The sequence below is a fragment of the Acinetobacter sp. 1207_04 genome, assembly GCF_052850415.1.
Genome location: NZ_VXCQ01000006.1, coordinates 128,286 through 151,838 on the forward strand (window position 1 = coordinate 128,286; position 23,553 = coordinate 151,838).

Consider the following 23,553-nt stretch of genomic DNA (forward strand, 5'->3'; position numbering starts at 1 on the left):
AAGTTCATTTAGGTGTGTTGAGTTGTTAAGAAGAACAACTCACCATTACTTCAGGTACATCACTTGGCAAGGGGGCGAGGTCTTTTGCACATTCCAAATCAGGTTGCTTAGTAAAAGGCTGACTGAGTAATTTAAACAGTCGATCGACTTCTGAAAAATCACCGCGTTCAGCATGTTCAATTGCTTTTTGTGCCATGTGGTTACGCAGAATATAAATAGGATTGGCTTTAAGCATTTCAGCATCCAATTCACCTGTATTTTGATTTTTACGAATATTTTCATACTGAGTAAAAAAGTCTTCAAACTGACGACGATCAATACAATCATCTTTAATAGCTTCGTATTGTTTATTTTGCATACGAGTAAAGCTGTCGGTGTAATCCAGTTGCTCACTTTGTAGAATTCTTAAAAAAGCCATTGCACAATCGAAACTGTCTTTATGGAAAATTGGTAGACCTATTTTCTGACATAGACCATGGGTATAATTTTCTAAAAATGTCGGTTCAAAATGCTCAAGACAATTGGCTAAATCTGTTTTGAATTGTTCTTTAGTTTCAGGTTGGGTAAGTGGAATTAAATTATTTAACCAATTCCACAAATTCCAATGTGCCATACTCGGCTGATTTTGATAAGTATAACGACCATTATAATCACTATGATTATTGATCCAATTTGGACGGAAGCGTTCCATAAAACCGTATGGACCAAAGTCCAAAGTTGAACCTGTGATATTTAAATTATCGGTATTCATCACGCCGTGTGCAAAACCGACTAGTTGCCATTTTGCAATCATCACAGCCGTATTTTGAATGACTTTAGTGGCAAAAGCTAAAATAGGCTGCTCTGCTTCTAAACATTCAGGATAGTGCCATTCGATACATTTTTGAGTAAATTCTTTCAGTAATTCAGGTTGATATTGATTGATCCACTCAAAATGTCCTAAGCGAATATGACAGTCTGAAGTACGGAGCATCATAGCACCAAGCTCTAATTTTTCACGCTGTACACCTTGAGCTGAAGATGTAAACCCAACCGAATTACTCGAAGGTACACCAAGTGAATTGAGTGCATGACCTGCTAAATATTCACGAATGACCGAGCGTAAAACTGCACGACCATCACCCATACGGGAGTAGGGGGTTGAGCCCGCACCTTTTAAGTGTAGGTCTATCGTCTGCTCATTTTTATTTAAAATTTGTGCGATGAGTAAGCCTCGACCATCGCCCAATTGTCCTGCCCATTGTCCAAATTGATGTCCTGCATACACCATTGCGAGTGGGTGAAATTCAGGAAATGTTTTTTGTCCGCTACAGATTTCAATCCATTGTGTTTTGTCTTCATCAGACCATTGTAATTCATCCGTCAATGTTTCGTTGAAATGTCCTGCTTTTGCACCTTTGAGCGGTGAAGGCATTTGCTCATGGTAGAGTTTTGGATTGAGTGATGGATAGCGTGGATTGAATTTCATAACAGAACATCAGCAAGGCTTTGCTGAAACTATAGCAAAGTTTAAAAATGTATTCGATGGTTCAAGTGTTGTATTCACATAGGCTTAATCTATAATGAATAACTTTGCCCCATTTTCTGTAGATGAGCGATGTGCTTCAGCATGATCTGCAACTTGATAACTCATTCCTGCTGTGAGTGTAAATATACGGCCATCTTCAAGTTCGGTGTGTAATTCACCTTCTAAGCAAAGGAGGATATGACCTTTATAACACCAATGGTCTGCTAAGTAATTTTCTGAATATTCAACCATTCGCACACGAATATTGTCAAATTGTTGAGTACGCCAAAGCGCATATCCGTGTTCACCTTCATGGCGAGTTGTAGGGATATTTGTCCAATTGGTAATCCCAAAAGGAATATGATTGATATTCACTTTGTTCTCTTTTATTTTGAAAAGTTTAAGGTAAAAGAAAAGCTCCATTTCGGAGCTTTTCAATATTCATTAAAATTAAACAGTATTCTTTTTAATGCCACGCATCAACGTTTCTAAACGATCACGATGGAAAGCAAGTTTTTGTTCAACCAATTGAAAATCAACTTTAAGTTTGACATCCATTTGGTGAATCTTTTCAGCCACAGACGCTTTCTTCGCTTGAAGTTCTTGCTCTTTTAAAGCAGCCCAATCATTAAGCGTATGCGTAAAAGCTTCATATTCTTGTGAAACTTTGTGCTTCATTGCAAGAATGTCAGCATTGACATCATGACCATATACAGCAAGATCCTGTTGGGCATATTTAAAGCGCATCGCAAGTTCAGCTTTTTTGATATTAAAGCTAGGAATACGACGTAAATTTTTGGCTAAACCCAATTTAGAGCAAGACCAAATCAGCCATTTTGTTGGGTCATATTGCCACCATTTAACCCCATTACGATAGTCATATTGGAAGATGTGATGGTAGTTGTGGTAACCCTCACCCCAAGTCGCAATGGCAAGGACGAAATTATCACGCGCTGTATTTTCATCTGTATAAGGACGTTTGCCCCACATATGACACAGTGAATTAATAAAGAATGTAACATGGTGACTGAAGATTAAGCGCAATAAACCACCTAATAACAATACACCCCACATATCACCAGTTGCCCAACCAATTGGCAATAAAATACCTGCATGGACTGCAATAACCAATGGAATGTAGTATTTATCTTGGAACATCACGACTTTATCATTCAATAAATCGGGTGCATTTTTATAGTTTGAACCACCAGATGGATAGTTACGAAGCATCCAACCAATGTGTGCGAACCAAAAACCATTGTTGATTGAATACGGATCTTTTTCCACATCATCAACATGACGGTGATGGGTACGATGACCTGAAGCCCAGAAAAGAATACTGTTCTGAACGGCAAAAGTTCCCATAATCATTAAAATAATTTTTAATGGCAGTGTTGCTTCATAGGCACGATGCGCCCATAAGCGGTGATAACCCGCAGTTATGCCTAGACTACTTACACCAAGCAGTACAAACAAACTGATCCAAGCAGCTACGCTAAAATCATGATGCCACGCATAAAGTGGAATGGCGATCACAGCAACAATAGGAAGAAAAACTAGAGCAAAAACAGCGATCCAGTTAATCGGGGCTTTGGGTAGGGGAGCATTCATCTCCAACAGCACTCCTGAGAACCTTGCATTAAGGCTAAAAGTCAAAAATATAGTTTCTGTTTTCAGGCTATATATGACCACATATTAACATGAGTGAATAGGGCTTCACTATGATTAGTGTACATCTGTATTGTATAAAACAGTAACAGAATAAAACATAGATTTTAAGGGTTCGATCGAAAAAAAAGAATGGCACTAAAGTCAGTAGATACGGAAGTGTTTTTTATTCAATTGAAATCCTATAAGACTGTAGAATTGAACTTCAATCCTATTGTTTATTAATTTAATTTATATAAAAAAATAGGCTTTTTGTGCAAAACAAAAGTATTTATTTGATTTGTTCTAACGCTATTTGCATCATTTTCGGAAAGTCAGTGATCAGCCCATCAATTTTTAGGTTACGTAAATGTTTGGCTCGTTCAATATCATTCACTGTCCATACACTGACCGCTAAACCTGCTTTTTGTGTTGTTTTGATTATCTCATCTGTTGCCAACTGATTCATCCAACCGATTTGACAACATTGTAATTCTATAGCTTGTTCAATGGCTTTTTCGCCAATGTCATTTTCTATGAGTAAGCCATGTTTAAAATGGGTGTTTTGAAGGATTAATGCATGATGAATTTTAAGGTCAAAACTGGTGATTACGGCTGTATGCTCAAAGCCTCTGAGTTGTTGTTGTAATTCGGCAATTAATTTTTCAGCTTGTACTTGAGTATCTACTGCTTTGACTTCGACTTCAAGATGATCAAAGTCATGCATGATGTTTAAGCTTTGGCGTAAGGTTGGTGTTACTTGCTTTTCCCAATCCATCCAAATATTGGCTTGATTGTAAGCTTCGAGTTGAGTGCTATCTAGTTGGTAGAGTTTTTGATCTATGCCAGTGGTTCTGAGGAAGTTGTCATCGTGCATAACAATTAACGCATCATCTTTGAGTTGCCGTACATCAAATTCGACTGCACGGATGCCTAAGTCATGGATATATTGAAATCCACCGAGTGTGTTTTCAGGTGCTTCTCCGCGCGCACCACGATGTCCGATGATTTTCATAATGAACTCTATTTGCTTTTTTTCAAACTAAAAGTATAAGTTGAACATAACTGTATATTGTATTGAAACGTTAAATGAATTTTAAAAAGTATCGAGTACTATTTGCTCCGCAAGAGTATAAAGGGGAGAAGATCCCTCCCTAGCCCTAGCCCTCGCCTAAGAGGAGAGGGAACTTTTATTGTATATTTAAGCAAAATTAGATCAAATCGTCTCATTAATATTTTTTTGCCAAAGCACTTCGCTACCACCTTCCGCACGTTGTAATGCACGAGATGCCACAAAGAACCAATCAGATAAACGATTGAGTAATTGCAAAGCTGTAGCTTGAATATTTTGATCACGACTGTGTACTGTCATTAAGCTACGTTCTGCGCGACGACATACAGAACGTGCTTGATGTGTATAGCTACACACTAATGTTCCTGATGGCAAAATGAATTCTTTCAACATGGGTAAATCTTCATTCATTTTGTCAATTTCGTTTTCCAAATAGTCAATCGCAACTGATTGTAATAAATGATAATTGGGAATACACACTTCACCGCCTAAATCGAATAACCAATGTTGAATCAGGCTCAGTGATTTATCCCAAGGTGCTTTATCTGCAATGGCACTCACCGCAATTTGGGAACGCAATACACCGACAATAGAATTCAGTTCATCGACATCGCCTAAAGCATCAATGCGTAAATCATCTTTAGCTACGCGTGAGCCGTCGCCCAAACCAGTCGTTCCTGAATCGCCTGTACGAGTATAAATTTTACTTAAACGGTGACCCATAATGTTTTTCCTTAAATTGCTAATTTATTTGTCTAGAGACAAAAAAGGATAATGCCATGTACATGACATTATCCTCAAATTTTATGTACTTAGATTGTGCTTTAAAATCTTAGCATTTATCTTAATACTTAAATGTCACACCTGCCGATGCAAGACGACCACCATTCACATAGTAGTAACCATTGCTATACGATGTGGTTTTGTATTCGACATCGCCAATGTTTTGAATATTTGTGAAAAGTTTAACATTTGGATTTACATTCCAAAAAGCATTCACATCAACTGTTGCATAGCCTGAAACACTGCTATTTTTCGGTTTAGACTTTGCCGATACAGATGTACTGATGCCATATACGTCATTTTGAATTCCTGTCGTAAATGTCAAACTTTGACGTGAACGACGTGCGAGATCTTTATCTGTTTCTTTGTCTTTTGGTTGTACATAAGCATAAGACAAGTTGGCAAATAAATCGTCATTTGCCCAATCTAAATTGAACTCACCACCTGTAAAAGTAGCTTTTTTAACATTATATAAACGACCTTCGTAAGTGACAGGATCAGTTACATAAGTAATCAAATCATCGACTTCATTACGATAAGCCGAAATTCCTGCTTTTAAATTATCCGTAATTTTTTGATCTAAACCAATTTCATACGACATGCTTTCTTCAGCTTTGAGATCAGGATTACCCCCCCAACTTAAAGCATATAAATCGTTATTGGTTGGCGCACGGAATGCTGTACCAATATTGGTATAGACGCTAGTAGAAGGTAAAACTTGATAGCGAGCAGCAGCTTGACCTACAGTATGTGTACCAAAGGTTTCATGATCTTCGACACGAAGACCCAATTGTGTATGAAGTTTTTCAGTCTGATATTGATGTTGAACAAAGTAACCCGTACTTTCGACTTCTTTGTCGTAATCTACACCATAAAAACCACTTCCTGACACAACATCAGATTCAATATTTTTGGTTGCGACACCTGCTAAGATATTTTGTGTTGGCGTAAATTGCCATCTAGCAGTCAACTCAGCTTCTTTAGTAGTGTTGAAAATTGAATCATTTGAGTCATTTTGCTCTAAGTCATCTTTAAATTGTGACAAACGAGCATTCACTGAAAGGCTATCATTGACATTGATACGACCTTTAAGATTTATCACTTCATTTTTAAAATCTTGTGAAACATTTTTAAGACCAATCAGATTCCAATTTGCATCATTGATACCATCAACATAAGTTGCAGTACCTTGGTTTTCTGAATAGTCAACAGAAGCTGCATAGCGTTTTTTATCAATACCGAATTTTGCACTTACGCCTTTTTGATCATAAGCGCCTGCTTTGACATTACTGTCTTTAAAATCGGTAACTTGTGTACCATCTGATTCAAGACGTTGTCCACGAATTTGGGCATATACACCATTTTCAGCAAGGTCAGCACCAATAACCGATTTATAAGTATTGTGTTCGCCAATTTCACCTGTAACAAATGCACCTGTTTTTTCAGGTGTTTTTGACACTAGCTGAACAACACCACCAATTGCATCTGTACCATACAATACAGATGCAGGGCCTTTAAGGACTTCAATTTGTTTGATGTCCGTGGTATCAATAAAGGCAAGTGAAGCTGAACCTGCTGAACCAGTATTGAGACGTACGCCATCACGTAGGACAAGGGTATGCGTTGAATTTGTGCCACGGGTGAAAATTGATGCCGTTTGACCATAACCGCCATATTGCATCATATCAATTGATGCATCGCTCATGAGCAAGTGAGGTAATTCGGCAATTGGCGATTGATCTAAAATATGAGGTTCAATAATTGAAATGCGTGCAGGAATATTTTCAATTTTTTCTTCTGAGCGCGTCGCTGTAATTACAATAGGTTGTAATTTGGCTGAGCTATTTACAGAAGATTCAGCAGAAATAGTAGTAGAAAATCCCATTGCAATCGCAATAGCACCTACAAGTGCGGTAGGTTTAAAAAGAATAGACATGATATGCTCCATACATTCACTCCCCGTGAATGATTGGTGGATGGGCACAACAGGCGGGTATCCGGACTTAAATATAAATATTGCATTGCAATATTGACATATCCACCTTCCCACAAAAAAATTGCAGTGGTGTAAATCTTATGACTTATAACGATATGCGGTTCATTTTACCGTTGCGGGGGCAGTGTCGGATTTCCACCAACTTCCCTAAAGCTAAAAAGCTTCGCTTGCTGTAAGTGGGCGAAGTATAAAGTTTGCGGAACATTTAAACAATGTCCTTTCGATCAGATGATAGAAACCATAAGTTTGTTCTTAAAGCTGGATTCCATCTACAGAAAAATACACAATAAAATTGATTGCTCTAGAATAATAATCAGACTGAACTACACGCAAGTTTAAAAAATTGGATTACAATGGTTCGCCTTGATATTCTCTATATGGCGATGTAACCCATAAAATCAGAGCGTTGAATATGCGTACCCGTGCCAAAATTTGTGGTATTACTCGAGTACAAGATATAAAAGCGGTGGTCGATGCAGGCGCAGATGCCATTGGTTTTGTATTTTTTCCACCGAGCCCACGTAGTGTCAATAAAGCCGAAGCAATTGCATTGGTACAGGCAGTTCCTACTTATGTGCAAGTGGTGGGTTTGTTCGTCAATGCGACGGCAGATGAAATTGCCGAAATTCTGAAAGATGTACATCTAGACATATTACAGTTTCACGGTGATGAAAGCCCTGAACAATGTCAGCAGATTGCCAATCACGTTAGGCGACGTTGGTATAAAGCGATTCAGGTTAAACCTGATGTGACTAGTGCTGAAATGATCGAAACGATTCAGCAATATCAACAAGTAGGTGCGAGTGCTATGTTACTAGACGCATGGCATCCTGAGCTCAAAGGTGGCACAGGGCATCGTTTTGATTGGACACAGTTCCCAAAACTCGATATTCCTTTAATTTTGGCAGGTGGTTTAACACCTGAAAATGTTGAAGATGCGATTCATACCACAGGTGCTTATGCCGTAGACGTAAGTGGTGGGGTAGAATCAAGCAAAGGTATAAAAGACCAACAACTCATAGAACGCTTTATGCAAGGAGTCCAACGTGGATCAGCAAAGTAATCAACAAGATAATTTACAAGATCAAGTGATTGACTATACCCAATTTCCTGACAAAAACGGGCATTTTGGTATCCATGGTGGACGTTTTGTATCAGAAACTTTAATGGCAGCACTTGAGGATTTAGAAAAACTCTATTTCCGTATGAAAGATGATGCACAGTTTTTGGCAGAGTTCGACCGTGATTTGGCGTATTACGTTGGACGTCCAAGTCCGCTATATCATGCAGAGCGATGGTCAAAAGAGTTAGGTGGTGCACAAATTTATTTGAAACGTGAAGACCTAAATCATACAGGTTCTCACAAAGTGAATAACACCATTGGTCAGGCGTTGTTGGCTAAGCTTTCAGGTAAAAAACGTATTATTGCCGAAACAGGTGCAGGTCAACATGGTGTTGCTACGGCAACAATTGCAGCACGTTTAGGTCTTGAATGTGTCGTGTTCATGGGTGCAGAAGATGTAAAACGTCAAGCCATGAATGTGTACCGTATGCGTTTACTTGGTGCGACGGTTGTACCTGTAGAAAGTGGCTCTAAAACGTTAAAAGATGCCATGAATGAAGCAATGCGTGATTGGGTAACAAACGTAGATTCGACGTATTATGTGATTGGTACAGTGGCAGGTCCACATCCATACCCACAATTAGTTCGTGATTTCCAATCGATTATTGGTCGTGAAGCACGTAAACAAATTCAAGAGCAAGCAGGTCGCTTACCTGATGCCCTTGTAGCATGTGTGGGTGGTGGTTCAAATGCGATGGGCTTGTTCTATCCATTCTTAAATGATCAAGATGTGAAAATGTATGGTGTTGAAGCGGCTGGCTATGGCATCGAAACGGGTAAACATTCTGCACCATTAAATGCAGGTCATGTTGGCGTACTTCATGGTAACCGTACTTATTTGATGTCTGATGAACAGGGTCAGATCATTGAAACGCACTCAATTTCAGCAGGGTTGGATTATCCTGGTGTTGGTCCTGAACACAGTTTCTTAAAAGATATGCATCGTGTGGAATATGTACCAATCAATGACAATGAAGCGTTACAAGGTTTCCGTGATTTAACACATATTGAGGGAATTATTCCTGCGCTTGAAAGCTCACATGCAATGGCATACGTGACGAAACTTGCACCTACGATGTCGAAAGATCAAATTATTATTGCGACTGTTTCAGGTCGTGGAGATAAAGATTTGATGACCGTTGCGCGTATTGATGGCGTAGAAATGGTTGATATGTAAGGATTCAATATTCCCCCTTTTATAAATGTGAGGAATATTGTTTCTAAAGAGTGGATTTTAAAATGAGTTACTCTAAGTCCCCCCTTTAAAAAGGGGGATTTTTATTTTTAAGGATTGAAAATGTCCAACTTATTTATGGTTATGCTCGGTGGTCGTCATGCACGAGCAAATACAGAAGTGCATGATGTGGTTTTCGCAATCGGTGATACCTTACAAGAGACCTACCCTCAATTAAAAAATGTATGGTTTGGTGAAAAGAAAGGTTTACATATTGATGCATGGATGCAAATCAATGCTGTACAAGGTGAAGGAAGACATTATCAAATCCAATTTGCAGATACACAGCCAAATTTACATGATGAAAAACTTTGGCTGATTAATTTAGGAGGCTATGATGCTCGTGAATTTGGTGAATTGCATCGTTATATTTTGATTGTTGCTCCAAGTTCAGATTTAGCAAAACAACGAGGTAAAGCGTACTTTGCAATGCATTGGCAAAAACAACATACAGATCGTGTACTAGAGGTAGATGATTGTTTACCCATTGATTGCATTGGCGGGCGCTACATTAGACTGCTTGAAGGTCAATTTTTTCCCAATCAATGGGAAAATACTTACGTATGTGTTGATTAATTTATACTTAAGTCGAGTTGCTTTTTACAAATTAAAAATATTTATTAAGAACTAAATTACAATAACTTGGGATGTGTGTATAAATTTCAAACATTAATTTACAAAAAATAGGCGTAAGCTACATCTAAGACACATAAAAATATTAAGGTTGATACATAGCCATGTATTACTCATTTATCTCTAAATCAGTTTGTTGTGCTTTGGGAAGCTTCATTTTAGGTGCTTCTCTTAGCCATGCTACTGATGCATTTAGCCCAGAAAGTCCATGGATGCTGGGTGATTGGAATGGCCAACGTACCGCATTGAAGCAAAAAGGTTATGATTTTAACTTTGGCTATACTGGGGAGTTGGCAACGCTATTGGATTCGAAAGAGCATTCAAGCCATGGTACTGAATACGCTGACCAATTTGCGATTGGTACGCATATCGATTTAGAAAAAGTCCTTGGTTGGAAGGACACCGAAGCACAAATTACCGTGACTGAACGTAATGGTCGTTCGCTTTCTCAAACCTCAGATGCACTTAATGGTCATTTAAGTTCATCACAAGAAGTTTGGGGACGTGAACAAACTTGGCGTTTAACTGATTTTTGGATCAAGAAGCAATTTCTCGATCAAAAGTTAGATGTCAAAGTTGGACGTTTTGGTGAAGGCGAGGATTTTAATAGCTTTGATTGTGATTTCCAAAATTTAGCTCTGTGTGGTTCACAAGTTGGTAACTGGGTTGGTGATCAATGGTACAACTGGCCTGTGAGTCAATGGGCTGCTCGTGTGAAATATAATATTAACCCTGAAGTTTATGCTCAAGTTGGTGTTTATGAATATAACCCTGAAAATCTTGAGCGTGGAAAAGGTTGGAATCTCAGTACCGATGGTTCAAAAGGCGCAATTATTCCAGCTGAAGTGGTTTGGCAGCCGAAAATAGGGAATAAAAACCTCTCTGGTGAGTATCGTCTAGGATATTACTACAGTACCGCAGATGCTGACGTAATTAAAAACTCAAATGAAACTGATCACAAACAAGGTGGATGGGTCGTTGTGAAACAACAACTTACTGCACATCATGGTGATACTTCTCGTGGATTAACTGGCTTTATAAATTTAACGTTGCATGATTCAAAGACCAATGCAGTTAGTGATATGCAAAACGTTGGCTTGGTCTATAAAGGCGCATTTGATGCTCGCCCGAAAGATGAAATTGCAATGGGCTTTGCACGTATTAGCATGAATGATGATGTCAATGATGCAAATCGTGTTAACAACACTATTGATGCACGTGGTTTACAAAGTGAAGAATACGATGCCGAAATTTATTATGGCATTCATGCGACAAACTGGTTAACAGTTCGTCCAAATATTCAATATATTCGCCATGTTGGCGCTTATAAAAATGGCGAAAATACATGGGTTGGCGGCATTAAATTTCAAACAGCATTCTAATTTTTAGATGGCAGGTATTTGAGTTTGGTCGCTCTATCTTTTATGTCAAATGATGATCTTTAAGTTAGATCGGTCAGATATCTGTTATCTAAAAATTATAAAAGGTGTCCATAGTTGAGTTGTCTCAATATGGGCTTTTATAAGTCTTAAAAATAGGTGGTCATTATGAATACTCCATCTTCGGCAGGCTCAGTACTGAGAACCATTGCAGCAATTATTGCTGTAATCATTGGTTTAGTACTTCTGCTTGGAGGGATTTATCTTGCAGTGCTTGGTGGGTCTTGGTACTACATCATTGCAGGTTTACTCTTCATTGTTACAGCAGTTTTATTGCATAAATTAAAAAGTTCAGCACTGATTGTATATTCTGCACTTGTTCTAGGTACAGTCGTATGGGGATTGTGGGAAGTTGGTTCAGACTTTTTTGCACTCGCACCACGATTAGATATATTGGGCGTATTTGGTTTATTCTTATTAATTCCTGCGGTTACTCGTGGATTCCGTGAAACTAAAAGTGCAAAAATTGCATTAACAAGTACATTGGCAATCACCATTGCAGTGATGGTCTATTCAGTTTTTAATGATCCGCAAGAAATCCGTGGCACTTTAACCACGAAACAACCGACTCCTGCTTCGATTGAGGGTATTGCTGATGGCGATTGGCCTGCTTATGGTCGCACTCAATCAGGTTTACGTTATTCACCACTCACTCAAATTAATGAAACGAATGTCAAAGATTTGAAAGTTGCTTGGGAATATCATACGGGCGAGTTTAAAACTGAGAATGATTCAGGCGAAACCACCAATCAGGTCACACCAATTAAAGTTGGAAACAATGTTTACTTGTGTACCACTCACCAACGGTTGGTTTCTCTTGACCCAACAACAGGTAAAGAGAAATGGGTATATGATCCAAAACTTAAATCTGATAATACTTTCCAACATTTAACGTGTCGTGGTGTTTCTTACTACGATGCAAATAATACGGTTGGCTTTGCTACAAGTTTACAAGCTAAAAAATCATCTTCTACAGAATGCCCTAAAAAAGTCATTTTACCTGTCAATGATGGCCGTATTGTTGCAGTTAATGCTGAAACTGGTAAAGCCTGTTCTGACTTCGGTCATAATGGTGAAGTTGATTTACAAAAAGATATGCCATTCCCTTATCCAGGTGGTTATATCCCAACATCTCCTCCTGTTGTCACTGGTACAACCATTATTATTGGTGGTTCGACTACAGATAACTTCTCAACTGAAGAACCTTCTGGTGTGATTCGTGGTTATGACGTAAATACAGGTGAGCTTCTTTGGGTTTTTGATACGGGTGCAGAGAATCCAAATCAGATCCCTGCTCCAGGTCAAAAATATGTTCAAAACTCACCGAATGCTTGGGCACCGTTGGCTTATGATGCAAAACTAGATATTGTTTATGTGCCTACTGGTGTTGGTACGCCTGATATTTGGGGCGGAAACCGTACGGAATTACATGAACGTTATGCAAATTCTATGCTTGCAATTAATGCAACTACGGGTCAATTGATTTGGAATTTCCAAACAACACACCACGATTTGTGGGATATGGATGTACCTGCGCAACCTACTTTAGCCGATATTAAAGATAAAACAGGGCAAACTGTTCCTGCAATTTATGTATTGACTAAAACAGGAAATGTTTTTGTTCTAGACCGTCGTACGGGTAAAGCAATTATTCCTATCAATGAACGTCCTGTACCACAAACAGTGAAACGTGGTCCACAAACCAAAGGTGAGTGGTATGCTAAAACTCAACCATTCTCTGACTTCAACCTTGCGCCTAAAGATAATTTAACCGATAAACAAATGTGGGGTGCAACCATGTTTGATCAGTTGATGTGTCGTGTTTCGTTCCATAAATTAAATTATGATGGAATTTATACGCCACCTTCTGAAAATGGAACTCTCGTTTTTCCAGGTAACTTAGGTGTATTTGAATGGGGGGGGATGTCACTCAATCCTGACCGTCAAATTGCTGTAATGAATCCAATTGGCTTACCATTTGTTTCGAAACTGATTCCACAAGATCCAAATCGTGAAAAAACGGCCAAAGGTGCAGGTACAGAGGCTGGTGTTCAACCAATGTATGGCGTGCCTTACGGCGTTGAAATTAGTGCGTTTCTTTCACCATTTGGTTTGCCATGTAAACAACCTGCATGGGGTTATGTTGCTGGTGTCGATTTAAAAACGCATGATGTTGCTTGGAAACGTCGTATTGGTACAATTCGAGATAGTATGCCAGGTATTCCATTACCACCATTTAAAATGGGTGTACCAATGTTGGGTGGTTCAATTTCAACTGCGGGTAATGTGATGTTCGTAGGTGCAACTCAAGATGATTACATTCGTGCGATCAATGTCACTAATGGTGATGAACTTTGGAAAGGTCGTCTACCAGCAGGTGGACAAGCAACACCAATGACGTATGAAAGCAATGGTAAACAATACGTTGTAATCATGGCTGGTGGTCATGGTTCATTTGGTACCAAAATGGGTGATTCTATCGTTGCTTATGCATTGCCTGACAAATAATAATTCTCTTTAGTGATATATCCAAAAAGTCTGACTCGTCAGGCTTTTTGTTTTTTTATTTACAATTGTAGAGTTTTTTTTTGAAAATAACAGTAATGCGTATAATGCAGACAAGACAGAACCTGATATCTAAAAAGATAATAGCATTGTAAGTAAAGGTCACCTCAAATTTTAGATGCAGAATAAACAAGGGACATATCGGGCGTATTTCTTTAAAAATACTTATCATAAAAAATCATAAGTAATGAATAAAAACATCAATGATCTGTATAAAATGACAATTTAAGATGAAAGTGTTGCTAATCAAGTCTTTGATGAATGCTTATCAATAAAACCGTTATAAAGTATGGAAAAAAAACATTTTATTGATAGATGAAATCTCGTTATATTGTGCATCGTTATAATGAATCTACTAGCTGTACGCCATGTATTTATATACTGATTTCGATCAACAACTGATCAATGAACGTGTTGCCCAATTCCGTGATCAAACGGAACGTTATTTAGCGGGTAAACTCACAGAAGACGAGTATCGCCCTTTACGTTTACAAAATGGACTTTATGTGCAACGTTATGCACCGATGCTTCGTATTGCAGTTCCTTATGGTTTGATGAACTCAAATCAGTTGCGCAAAGTCGCAGAGCTTGCAAAAGAATATGACCGTGGCTATGCACACGTATCAACACGTCAGAATATTCAGTTTAACTGGCCTGCGCTAGAAAACGTCCCTGATATGTTGGCTGAGCTTGCAACGGTTCAAATGCATGCTATTCAAACCTCAGGAAACTGTATTCGTAATACCACAACGGATCAATATGCGGGTGTCGTAGCGGGTGAAATTGCTGATCCACGTGCAACCTGCGAATTGATTCGCCAATGGTCAACTTTCCATCCTGAGTTTGCATTTTTACCACGTAAATTTAAAATTGCAGTATCTGCTTTAGAAGAAACAGATCGTGCTGCAACTGCATTTCATGACATCGGTGTCTATATCGTACGTAATGAAACAGGCGAGATGGGCTATAAAATCAAAGTGGGTGGTGGCTTAGGTCGTACTCCAATTATTGGTAGCTTCATACGTGACTTCTTGCCACGTGAAGATTTAATTGCCTATTTAGAAGCGGTATTGCGTGTGTATAACTTGCATGGTCGCCGTGATAATAAATATAAAGCACGTATCAAAATTTTAGTTAAAGCTCTGACGCCTGCTGTCTTTGCTGAAAAAGTTGAAGCTGAATTTGCTGAAACCATTAAAACTTTGAAAATTCAGCCTGAAATTTTGGAAAAATTAGACGAAGAATTTACACCGTTTGATTATCAAAATTATGTAGATGAAGATTTTACTGCACAGTTTGCAGAACATCCAAAATTCAAACAGTGGTTTAACATCAACACCAATGCCCACAAAGTTGCAGGTTATCGTATTGTGACGATTTCATTGAAACGTACAGGTGTTGCACCGGGTGATATGACCACTGAAGAAATGAATTTGATTGCAGATCTTGCAGATAAATATACTTTCGGTGAATTACGTACTACACACGAACAAAACATTTCTTTGGTCGATGTACCACAAAAAGATTTGTTCGAATTGTGGCAAATCCTTGATCAAAATAACTTAGCTCGTGCGCATATTGGTTTTATTACCGATATTATTTGTTGTCCGGGTGGTGATTTCTGTTCATTGGCAAATGCAAAATCAATTCCAATTTCAGAAGCGATTTCACGCCGTTTTGATGACTTAGATACCATTTATAACTTAGGTAAACTTGATCTTAATATTTCGGGTTGTATGAATGCCTGTGGTCATCACCATGTGGGTAATATTGGTATTTTAGGCGTAGATAAAAAAGGCGCAGAATTTTATCAAATTACACTTGGCGGTAATGCGGATCACGATGCATCGATTGGTGATATTCTCGGTCCATCATTTGCAGCAGACGTTGTACCTGATATTGTTGAAGAAATTTTAAATACCTATTTAGATTTACGTGCAGAAGGCGAAGAGTTTATCGAAACTTACCGCCGTGTCGGCATTCAACCATTTAAGGAGCGCGCATATGCTTAATACAGCACTTCAAGTCCTCTCTAAAGATGGCTCAATTGCAGACAATACTTATCAAGTGATTGGTGAAGATGGTGTATTACCGCAAGGTGATGTGGTTTTAACTGTTGAGCAGTTAGATCAAATTGGCAATATTTCAGGTAAAAAAGCACTCTATATTACTGTAGATGCTTCACCTGAAACCAATGCATTTCCGTTGGATCAGCTTGATGCAATCTTTATTGAATTTGCAGGCTTTAATGATGGTCGTGGTTACTCGTTTGCTGCATTGTTACGCCGTCAAGGCTACAAAGGCGAGCTTCGTGCAACGGGCGATGTTTTTAAAGATGTTTTGAATTATATGAAGCGCTCAGGTTTTGATACTTTCGTAATTAAAGAAGGTAAAGATATTCAAGAGGCTGCTGCAGGTTTGAATGATTTTAAAAATCCGTACCAAGCATCTACTGCTGTTGATAAAGCAAGTTATCAAACAGGTGCTTAATTCTGTTTGATCACTAAAAGCCTGCATAATGCAGGCTTTTTATTTTGTGGTGTTGAATAAAGATTTAGATATTTTTTATATAGTTGATGATGCTCCATTTTGGTGCGTGCTCATGTAATATGGGGTTACCTAAGTTTAAGGCAATAGGTTTATTGTTTTTGGAATATTCAAAATAAAAGTTCATACCTGATTTAAAAAGGTTCGGCATTCACTTTTTATTTTTAGTCTTTTTATTTACTAAGTGACATCATTTTTATGCAAAATTCTATTCGTATTGGTATTGCTGGTTATGGCAATCTTGGGCGTGGTGTTGAAACTGCGATTCAAAAAAATCCAGATTTACAATTAGTCGGTATTTTTAGCCGTCGTGAACCAAAAATGGTTTCTCCATGTTTTGTGGAAACGCAAGTTTATGCTATAGATTCATTAAGTGATTTCCAAGATGAAATTGATGTTTTAATTTTATGTGGGGGCTCTAAAGATGATTTGCCACAACAAGGTCCGATTCTAGCGAGTCAGTTCAATACAGTAGATAGCTTTGATACGCATGCCCGTATTCCTGAATATTTTGCTGCGGTAGATGCACCTGCGATTGCTAATAAAAAAACAGCGATGATTTCAATTGGTTGGGATCCAGGGATGTTCTCAATTAACCGTTTATTTGGTGAAGCCTTATTACCTGACGGGGAAACGTATACCTTTTGGGGGAAAGGCTTAAGCCAAGGGCATTCAGATGCAATCCGTCGTATAGATGGCGTGAAAGCAGGCGTACAATATACGATTCCATCGAAAGATGCGATTGAAAAAGTACGTAGTGGTATGCGTCCAACTTTAACGACTAAAGAAAAACATCAACGTGAATGTTATGTGGTACTTGAAGATGGTGCGGATGCAAAAATAGTCGAACAAGCGATTGTAACCATGCCAGATTATTTTGCAGATTACGACACGACTGTGAATTTTATTGATGGAGCGACATTGAAACAAAACCATCAAAAAATGCCACATGGTGGTTTTGTGATTCGTAGTGGTAATACGAGTGATGAACAGAATCAAGTGGTTGAGTTTTCATTAAAATTGGAGAGTAATCCTGAATTTACTGCGAGCGTATTGGTTGCGTATGCACGAGCATGTTATCGCTTGAACCAAATGCAACAGTATGGTGCGAAAACAGCATTTGATGTTGCGCCAGGTTTATTGTCGATGAAAAGCCCAGAACAATTACGCAAAGAATTACTTTAAGACCATTATTGAAAACTGAGTAGAATGCCGAATGAAAATTCGGCTTTTTTATTGAAAAATATTTGAAAAAGTTAATCACTACAATTTTTTTTAGTCCTCGGCGTTCTAAATTTGCAATGTTCTATGTTGTAAAACTGCCTACTTCTACAGCATGAATCTCTGCATAATTAATAAAAATAATTTATGGTGAATGCAATGTTGAATCAAAGCACAGGTGATCTTTCGCTACTCAAAGGTTGGAATGCAACCTTGCCGAATACGGATGTTATGCCCGTGATGTTTCTCGGACATGGTTCGCCAATGAATGCAATACAAACCAATGAATTTACACGCACTTGGAATAGTATCGGTGCCGAATTGAAAACGCAGCCTACAGCAATTCTATGTATTTCTGCACATTGGTTGACGCAAGGTGGGACGGCTGTCACTGCAATGCAAATGCCGAAAACCATTCATGATTTTGGTGGCTTTCCACAAGCACTTTTTGATGTGCAGTATCCTGCGCCAGGAAATAAATCTTTAGTGGATGCAACCATTGATGAAGTAAAAAGTATTCAAATTCATCAAGACCACGAATGGGGCTTAGACCATGGAACATGGAGCGTGCTTTGTCATGTGTTTCCACAAGCAACCATTCCCGTTGTTCAACTGAGTATTGATTATAGTCAAGGTGCGCAATATCACTATGATTTAGCCAAACAACTTTCCCAATTACGCCGTAAGGGTGTGTTAATTGTGGCAAGTGGTAATCTCGTCCATAATTTAAGGTTGATTCCGCGCGGTCAAATGAATGATTATTATGGTTTTGATTGGGTTTTAGAAGCCGATGCGAAAATGCAGAAATTTCTTTTAGAACATGACCATCAATCATTGATTAATTGGGATAAGCAAGGGCAAGCGTTTCATTTAGCCATTCCAACACCTGATCATTATTATCCAATGATTTATGCACTTGCATTGCAAGAAGATAAAGATGAGTTAAGTCTTTTTAATACGCAGGCTGTCGGCGGCTCAATTACAATGACTTCATTCCGTTTAGATCAAAATTGATGATGATCTGAAAATATTGAATTCTAAAATGTCTAAGTGAATAAAAAGGTGAATGTTAAAGTTCACCTTTTTATATGCAATATTTAACTTCTATTTAACATTACGAGTTTTTAAAAGGACGTTTATTTTTAAAATAAGGGTGTATCAATAAATTTATAGAAGAACATTGTACCGAGTGTGGGCTCAAATAATAACGGGACTAAAAAACCATAAGCCGCACCCGTAATATGAGCACGATGTTCAATTGAAGGTGAATGTCCTGTACGAAGCGCATAAAAACTATAACAAAGATAAATGGTACCGAAAACAATCGCTGGTATTGGAATGAAAAAGAGGTAAATCATGCTCCATGGGTCGAATAGAATTGCACTAAACAAAACTGCATTGACTGCACCAGATGCCCCTAAGCTACGGTAAGCATTGAAATTTCTATTGTGTAAATAACCAGGAATTGCCGCAATAATAATTGCACTACAATAAAAAAGGACAAAGCCCATGCCATGTAAATAGTCTCTAAAAAACCACTCTACATGTCGCCCAAAGAAATACAACGTAAACATATTAAAGAAAAGATGAACGCCGTCATTATGAATGAATCCATGTGTGAGAAAGCGGTCATATTGTCCATGTTTAATGGCTGATATATTAAAAATCAGTCGATTCATAATATTACGATGTTGCCATGCCGCAATGGAGGTGAGAATCGTAATTAAAATAATCAGTAATGTGTGACTTAAGCCTGTAATCATTTTTGTCGCAAGAGAGTTATTTTCTTTACACTATAACCGATATTTTGCACAGTCCATAGGCTGTGGTTAGTCAAAATTATATTGAAAATGCCAGTTTATTCAGCGTTAAGTTGGCAATTGACCATCCATTTAATGCCAAATTGATCGGTGAATGCTCCATATAAAGCTCCCCAAAATGTTTCTGCTAAAGCCATTTCAATTTGACCGTTTACGGATAGTTTTTGAAATAAACGTCTAGCTTCTTCGACCTCATGTGCCTCTAAGTTGATTGAAATATAGTGATTATTACCTTTGCTGAAAGAGGGATGGCTTTGTGCACAAAACTGTTCAGTGGTATCAGAACCCATCAATACGGTAAATTCATTAATGGGTAGTGAAATATGTAAGAGATAATCTTGCTCATGTTCAGAAACTTGTACATCAGGTAGTTCTGAATAACGTTTGAGAAAAGAAAACTCACCTCCAAAAACGGATTGATAAAAAAGAAAGGCAGCTTCGGTTTCACCTTGGAAATTGAGATAATGATTAAGTTGCATGGTAAGCCTTGTTTATTGTTTTGAGGCATTTAATTTAGCAGAATAAATCTTAAAAAAAGATGAATCTTATGTATTTAAATGTGAATGGGAAATAAGAATATAAAAATTATAAATATAAAAAATCCCTCAATGGGCGAGGGATTTTTTATAGCAGTTTTAATTTAAAAATAAATTAAAGAATTTCAATCGCTACTGCAGTAGCTTCACCACCACCGATGCACAGCGCTGCAATACCTTTCTTACCACCTGTACGTTTTAATGCATGGATCAGTGTCAAAATAATACGTGATCCTGTAGAACCAACTGGATGACCAAGCGCACATGCGCCACCATTAATGTTGACTTTTTCAGCATCAAGTTTGAACTCATCCATTGCTGCCATAGTCACCATTGCAAAGGCTTCATTGATTTCCCAAAGGTCAACTTCTTGTGCATCCCAACCTGTTTTTTTCAAAACTTTTTCAATTGCGCCCACAGGTGCAATAGTAAATTCTGATGGATGCTGAGAATTTGATGCGTAGGCCACAATTTTTGCCAATGGTTTTAAACTTTTAATTGCAGCATGATCGGCTGTTGTAAGTACCAATGCAGATGCACCATCTGAAATTGAACTTGCATTGGCAGCGGTAATCGTACCGTCTTTGGCAAAAGCAGGGCGTAAGGTTGGAATTTTTTCAATATTGGCATTGAAAGGTTGTTCATCTTTATCAATAACCACATCACCTTTACGACCTGATACGGTTACAGAAACGATTTCATCTGCAAAATAACCTTCGGTAATCGCTTTTTGAGCACGTTGTAAAGAACGAATAGCAAATTCGTCCATTTGCTCACGTGTATAGCCACGGGTATTTGCCATATCTTGTGCAAAAGAGCCCATAAGACGACCTGTTTCAGCATCTTCTAGTCCATCAAAGAACATATGGTCTTTCACTTCGCCATGTCCCATACGATAACCTGAACGTGCTTTTGGCAAGATATATGGTGTATTGGTCATCGACTCCATGCCACCAGCAACAATTACATCTGCTGAACCAGCTTTGATCGCATCAGCCGCTTGCATGACGGCTTTCATACCTGAACCGCATAATTTGTTAATGGTTACAGCACCTATTGAGTCAGGTAAGCCCGCTTGACGCATTGCTTGGCGTGCTGGACCTTGTTTTAAGCCTGCAGGAAGGACACAACCCATAATGACTTCTTGTACATCATTAGGTTGTAATCCCGCACGAGCAACAGCTTCTTTAATGGTTACAGAGCCGAGTTGTGGTGCTGTGACACTTGTAAGGCTACCTTGGAATCCACCCATTGCTGTACGGGCACCATTAACAATGACGATGTCAGTCATGATTTGTCTCTCCTAATGTGTTGTTGTTTCCATTTTAAACGCTAGCAGTATATTGCAATTTACTCAGGATAAAAGTCTGAACTAAATCGAGAAAGTGAACCCATGGGTTCTAATTGCATTTATCAGATTTATCAATACGAACGTGACCCATTGGACTCACTGGATAGTATTTATATTGCTGTTTATCATTAAAACTACAATAGTGGAATCCGCCCGCTGCACCACGTGGTAGACCTGTATCACCTTGGAAGGTGAGGGTATTTTTAGTATTGGTGGCATTGTTGATAAAGCGAAAAGTACCATAACGAATTTCAGTTTTTATCGCGTAATAAATTATTTCATTATTGTCAAGTGCTTTATTGTTATTAATGTCTGAGAAAATAATTATTCCGTTGTGCCATTGGTTGATTTCACACTTTTCCATGTGTTCAGATGAGCACATTACAACTGTATTGTGATGAGTAGAAGCTTGAGTCTTAGCTAAAGCGACTTGTTGGCGGACGAGTGCAGGTACTCTATTTAGCTCTAAGTTTTCTTGTAATTTGTGATACATTGGCAGTGCAAACGTCGCAATAATGCACAGTACAGCAATAGTGATGACAAGCTCAATCAACGTAAACGCACGTTGTTTATAATATAAGTACATGTTTTTATCCAATTTATTTTTTATAGTTCTTTAACTAATTTGCTTTTTAATTTATATTTGTTATCGAAGGCTTTCATAATAAAATATTTATTACTATCGCTTTCGATTGCTGTTAAAATACAGCGATTAGGAAGACTAAGCTATACTCGTTATAAAATTGAGTAAAAAATTACCGAATTACAACGGAAATTGTAAGTAATTTTGTCAATAATTTGCTTGATTAAAGTTATCAAGCACTTGGAAAATTCACTAAGTGTTTGTATGATTCAACGTGAGTAGCTTAAAAATAATACTGGGGTATATAGAAAGCTTATCTCAGGAAGCCGAAATATTTAGGCTGAGCTTGAACAACAATTGTTATCTCTGGAGGATATCCATGAAATTGAGTCGTATCGCACTTGCTATGCTTGTTGCTGCACCTTTAGCTGCTGCTAATGCTGGCGTAACTGTAACCCCATTAATGGTTGGTTATACATTCCAAGATTCTCAACACAACAACAATGGTGATAAAGGTAGTTTGACTCCTGGTCAAGAATTGCAAGACGATCTATTCGTTGGTGCTGCACTTGGTGTTGAACTTACGCCATGGTTAGGCTTTGAGGCTGAATATAATCAAGTGAAAGGCGATGTTGATGGTACTGGCGTAGCTGGTTCAGAATACAAGCAAACTCAAATCAATGGTAACTTCTATGCTACTTCTGATTTGATCACTAAAAACTATGACAGCAAAATTAAACCTTATGTATTATTAGGTGCTGGTCATTATAAATATGATATCGATGACGTTGCTAATCGTAGCAGTGAAGAAGGTACTCTTGGTAATGCTGGTGCGGGTGTATTCTGGCGTTTGAACGACGTTCTTTCTCTTCGTACAGAAGCTCGTGGTACTTATAACTTTGATGAGCAATTCTGGAACTATACAGCTTTAGCTGGTCTTAACGTAGTTCTTGGTGGTCATTTGAAGCCTGCTGCTCCTGTAGTAGAAGTTGCTCCAGTTGAACCAGCTCCAATGCCTGTTGCTCCAGCTGAGCCAGTTGTTGAAGATTTGAACATGGAACTTCGTGTGTTCTTTGATACAAATAAATCAAACATCAAAGATCAATACAAACCAGAAGTTGCGAAAGTAGCTGAAAAATTAGCTGAATTCCCGAATGCGACTGCTCGTATTGAAGGTCATACAGATAACACTGGTCCACGTAAGTTAAACGAACGTTTATCTTTAGCTCGTGCTAACTCTGTTAAATCTGCACTTGTAAATGAATACAACGTTGATGCTTCTCGTTTGTCTACTCAAGGTTTCGCTTGGGATCAACCGATTGCTGACAACAAAACTAAAGAAGGTCGTGCTATGAACCGTCGTGTATTCGCGACGATTTCTGGTAGCCGTACTGTAGGTCAATAATCATTTCGATGATTAATGATTGAAAAAAAGCGACTCAAATGAGTCGCTTTTTTTTGCTTGATTTTTAGAAAATAGAAAAAAAATTAAGTTA

The 23,553-nt window shown here is 38.2% G+C and carries 20 protein-coding genes and 1 riboswitch; of the genes, 10 read left to right on the forward strand and 10 right to left on the reverse strand.

Translation table 11 applies throughout. The features are described 5' to 3' along the window. Positions 1-25: 25 nt before the first annotated feature. The 6 genes from FW754_RS07195 to FW754_RS07220 form a co-directional block, all read right to left on the reverse strand. Positions 26-1,468, reverse strand: a complete 1,443-nt coding sequence (locus FW754_RS07195) for a protein adenylyltransferase SelO (RefSeq protein WP_446324216.1) — start codon at positions 1,466-1,468, stop codon at positions 26-28. An 84-nt stretch (positions 1,469-1,552) separates the two neighbouring features. Continuing rightward, positions 1,553-1,882, reverse strand: coding sequence for a DHCW motif cupin fold protein (locus FW754_RS07200; protein WP_446324217.1), 330 nt, complete (start codon positions 1,880-1,882; stop codon positions 1,553-1,555). A 75-nt stretch (positions 1,883-1,957) separates the two neighbouring features. Beyond that, on the reverse strand, positions 1,958-3,118 hold the full coding sequence (locus FW754_RS07205) for an acyl-CoA desaturase (RefSeq protein ID WP_409510329.1): 1,161 nt from the start codon (positions 3,116-3,118) through the stop codon (positions 1,958-1,960). A gap of 328 nt (positions 3,119-3,446) precedes the next feature. Next, positions 3,447-4,169 carry a glycerophosphodiester phosphodiesterase gene (locus tag FW754_RS07210; RefSeq protein ID WP_446324218.1) on the reverse strand — a complete coding sequence of 241 codons (723 nt, stop codon included), beginning with the start codon at positions 4,167-4,169 and terminating at the stop codon, positions 3,447-3,449. Between the two features lie 201 nt (positions 4,170-4,370). Next, positions 4,371-4,949, reverse strand: coding sequence for a cob(I)yrinic acid a,c-diamide adenosyltransferase (locus FW754_RS07215; protein WP_409510331.1), 579 nt, complete (start codon positions 4,947-4,949; stop codon positions 4,371-4,373). Positions 4,950-5,070: 121 nt separating this feature from the next. Next, positions 5,071-6,945 carry a TonB-dependent receptor plug domain-containing protein gene (locus FW754_RS07220; RefSeq protein WP_446324219.1) on the reverse strand — a complete coding sequence of 625 codons (1,875 nt, stop codon included), beginning with the start codon at positions 6,943-6,945 and terminating at the stop codon, positions 5,071-5,073. 35 nt (positions 6,946-6,980) lie between these two features. Beyond that, a riboswitch (cobalamin riboswitch) is annotated at positions 6,981-7,191 on the reverse strand. Positions 7,192-7,417: 226 nt separating this feature from the next. Here FW754_RS07220 and FW754_RS07225 point away from each other — a divergent pair. The 9 genes from FW754_RS07225 (at position 7,418) to ygiD (ending at position 18,781) form a co-directional block, all read left to right on the forward strand. After that, entirely contained in the window at positions 7,418-8,068 is a 651-nt protein-coding gene (locus FW754_RS07225; RefSeq protein ID WP_409510333.1) for a phosphoribosylanthranilate isomerase, read from the forward strand. After that, positions 8,052-9,305 (forward strand): tryptophan synthase subunit beta, encoded by a 1,254-nt coding sequence (gene trpB / locus FW754_RS07230; protein WP_409510334.1) that lies wholly within the window; start codon positions 8,052-8,054, stop codon positions 9,303-9,305. The genes FW754_RS07225 and trpB overlap by 17 nt, the downstream gene beginning before the upstream one ends. 120 nt (positions 9,306-9,425) lie before the next feature. Next, positions 9,426-9,938 (forward strand): DUF1543 domain-containing protein, encoded by a 513-nt coding sequence (locus FW754_RS07235; protein WP_409510335.1) that lies wholly within the window; start codon positions 9,426-9,428, stop codon positions 9,936-9,938. 161 nt (positions 9,939-10,099) lie between these two features. After that, entirely contained in the window at positions 10,100-11,377 is a 1,278-nt protein-coding gene (locus tag FW754_RS07240) for a carbohydrate porin (protein ID WP_446324220.1), read from the forward strand. Between the two features lie 165 nt (positions 11,378-11,542). Beyond that, entirely contained in the window at positions 11,543-13,942 is a 2,400-nt protein-coding gene (locus FW754_RS07245) for a glucose/quinate/shikimate family membrane-bound PQQ-dependent dehydrogenase (protein ID WP_409510337.1), read from the forward strand. A 425-nt stretch (positions 13,943-14,367) separates the two neighbouring features. Continuing rightward, positions 14,368-16,011 carry a nitrite/sulfite reductase gene (locus FW754_RS07250; RefSeq protein ID WP_409510338.1) on the forward strand — a complete coding sequence of 548 codons (1,644 nt, stop codon included), beginning with the start codon at positions 14,368-14,370 and terminating at the stop codon, positions 16,009-16,011. Further along, positions 16,004-16,489, forward strand: a complete 486-nt coding sequence (locus FW754_RS07255; protein WP_446324221.1) for a DUF934 domain-containing protein — start codon at positions 16,004-16,006, stop codon at positions 16,487-16,489. The genes FW754_RS07250 and FW754_RS07255 overlap by 8 nt, the downstream gene beginning before the upstream one ends. A gap of 255 nt (positions 16,490-16,744) precedes the next feature. After that, the gene (locus FW754_RS07260; RefSeq protein WP_446324222.1) at positions 16,745-17,731 is read left to right on the forward strand and encodes a diaminopimelate dehydrogenase; all 987 of its coding nucleotides are present in this window, start codon (positions 16,745-16,747) and stop codon (positions 17,729-17,731) included. Positions 17,732-17,926: 195 nt separating this feature from the next. Then, positions 17,927-18,781, forward strand: coding sequence for a 4,5-DOPA-extradiol-dioxygenase (ygiD, locus tag FW754_RS07265; protein ID WP_446324223.1), 855 nt, complete (start codon positions 17,927-17,929; stop codon positions 18,779-18,781). 128 nt (positions 18,782-18,909) lie between these two features. Here ygiD and FW754_RS07270 read toward each other — a convergent pair whose 3' ends face one another. The 4 genes from FW754_RS07270 to FW754_RS07285 form a co-directional block, all read right to left on the reverse strand. Next, a complete protein-coding gene (locus FW754_RS07270; RefSeq protein ID WP_409510342.1) occupies positions 18,910-19,530 on the reverse strand; it encodes a rhomboid family intramembrane serine protease in 621 nt (206 codons plus the stop codon). 95 nt (positions 19,531-19,625) lie between these two features. Continuing rightward, a complete protein-coding gene (locus tag FW754_RS07275) occupies positions 19,626-20,066 on the reverse strand; it encodes a VOC family protein (protein WP_409510343.1) in 441 nt (146 codons plus the stop codon). Positions 20,067-20,238: 172 nt separating this feature from the next. Further along, positions 20,239-21,414: a thiolase family protein gene (locus FW754_RS07280; RefSeq protein WP_446324224.1), complete on the reverse strand. Its 1,176-nt coding sequence runs from the start codon at positions 21,412-21,414 to the stop codon at positions 20,239-20,241. Positions 21,415-21,523: 109 nt separating this feature from the next. Further along, positions 21,524-22,060, reverse strand: a complete 537-nt coding sequence (locus FW754_RS07285) for a pilus assembly FimT family protein (RefSeq protein WP_446324225.1) — start codon at positions 22,058-22,060, stop codon at positions 21,524-21,526. Positions 22,061-22,436: 376 nt separating this feature from the next. Between FW754_RS07285 and omp38 the strand changes: the two genes are divergently transcribed. After that, positions 22,437-23,462 carry an outer membrane protein Omp38 gene (gene omp38 / locus FW754_RS07290; protein ID WP_446324226.1) on the forward strand — a complete coding sequence of 342 codons (1,026 nt, stop codon included), beginning with the start codon at positions 22,437-22,439 and terminating at the stop codon, positions 23,460-23,462. Positions 23,463-23,553: the final 91 nt, after the last annotated feature.

Excerpts from the sequence above, each read along its gene's own strand:
- FW754_RS07205 (WP_409510329.1), bottom strand. The coding sequence starts at position 3,118 with ATGAATGCTCCCCTACCCAAAGCCCCGATTAACTGGATCGCTGTTTTT.
- FW754_RS07240 (WP_446324220.1), top strand. The coding sequence starts at position 10,100 with ATGTATTACTCATTTATCTCTAAATCAGTTTGTTGTGCTTTGGGAAGC.
- FW754_RS07250 (WP_409510338.1), top strand. The coding sequence starts at position 14,368 with ATGTATTTATATACTGATTTCGATCAACAACTGATCAATGAACGTGTT.
- FW754_RS07220 (WP_446324219.1), bottom strand. The coding sequence starts at position 6,945 with ATGTCTATTCTTTTTAAACCTACCGCACTTGTAGGTGCTATTGCGATT.
- ygiD (WP_446324223.1), top strand. The coding sequence starts at position 17,927 with ATGTTGAATCAAAGCACAGGTGATCTTTCGCTACTCAAAGGTTGGAAT.
- FW754_RS07195 (WP_446324216.1), bottom strand. The coding sequence starts at position 1,468 with ATGAAATTCAATCCACGCTATCCATCACTCAATCCAAAACTCTACCAT.
- FW754_RS07235 (WP_409510335.1), top strand. The coding sequence starts at position 9,426 with ATGTCCAACTTATTTATGGTTATGCTCGGTGGTCGTCATGCACGAGCA.
- FW754_RS07275 (WP_409510343.1), bottom strand. The coding sequence starts at position 20,066 with ATGCAACTTAATCATTATCTCAATTTCCAAGGTGAAACCGAAGCTGCC.
- FW754_RS07210 (WP_446324218.1), bottom strand. The coding sequence starts at position 4,169 with ATGAAAATCATCGGACATCGTGGTGCGCGCGGAGAAGCACCTGAAAAC.
- FW754_RS07225 (WP_409510333.1), top strand. The coding sequence starts at position 7,418 with ATGCGTACCCGTGCCAAAATTTGTGGTATTACTCGAGTACAAGATATA.
- FW754_RS07285 (WP_446324225.1), bottom strand. The coding sequence starts at position 22,060 with ATGTACTTATATTATAAACAACGTGCGTTTACGTTGATTGAGCTTGTC.
- omp38 (WP_446324226.1), top strand. The coding sequence starts at position 22,437 with ATGAAATTGAGTCGTATCGCACTTGCTATGCTTGTTGCTGCACCTTTA.
- FW754_RS07260 (WP_446324222.1), top strand. The coding sequence starts at position 16,745 with ATGCAAAATTCTATTCGTATTGGTATTGCTGGTTATGGCAATCTTGGG.
- FW754_RS07270 (WP_409510342.1), bottom strand. The coding sequence starts at position 19,530 with ATGATTACAGGCTTAAGTCACACATTACTGATTATTTTAATTACGATT.
- FW754_RS07245 (WP_409510337.1), top strand. The coding sequence starts at position 11,543 with ATGAATACTCCATCTTCGGCAGGCTCAGTACTGAGAACCATTGCAGCA.
- FW754_RS07255 (WP_446324221.1), top strand. The coding sequence starts at position 16,004 with ATGCTTAATACAGCACTTCAAGTCCTCTCTAAAGATGGCTCAATTGCA.
- FW754_RS07215 (WP_409510331.1), bottom strand. The coding sequence starts at position 4,949 with ATGGGTCACCGTTTAAGTAAAATTTATACTCGTACAGGCGATTCAGGA.
- FW754_RS07280 (WP_446324224.1), bottom strand. The coding sequence starts at position 21,414 with ATGACTGACATCGTCATTGTTAATGGTGCCCGTACAGCAATGGGTGGA.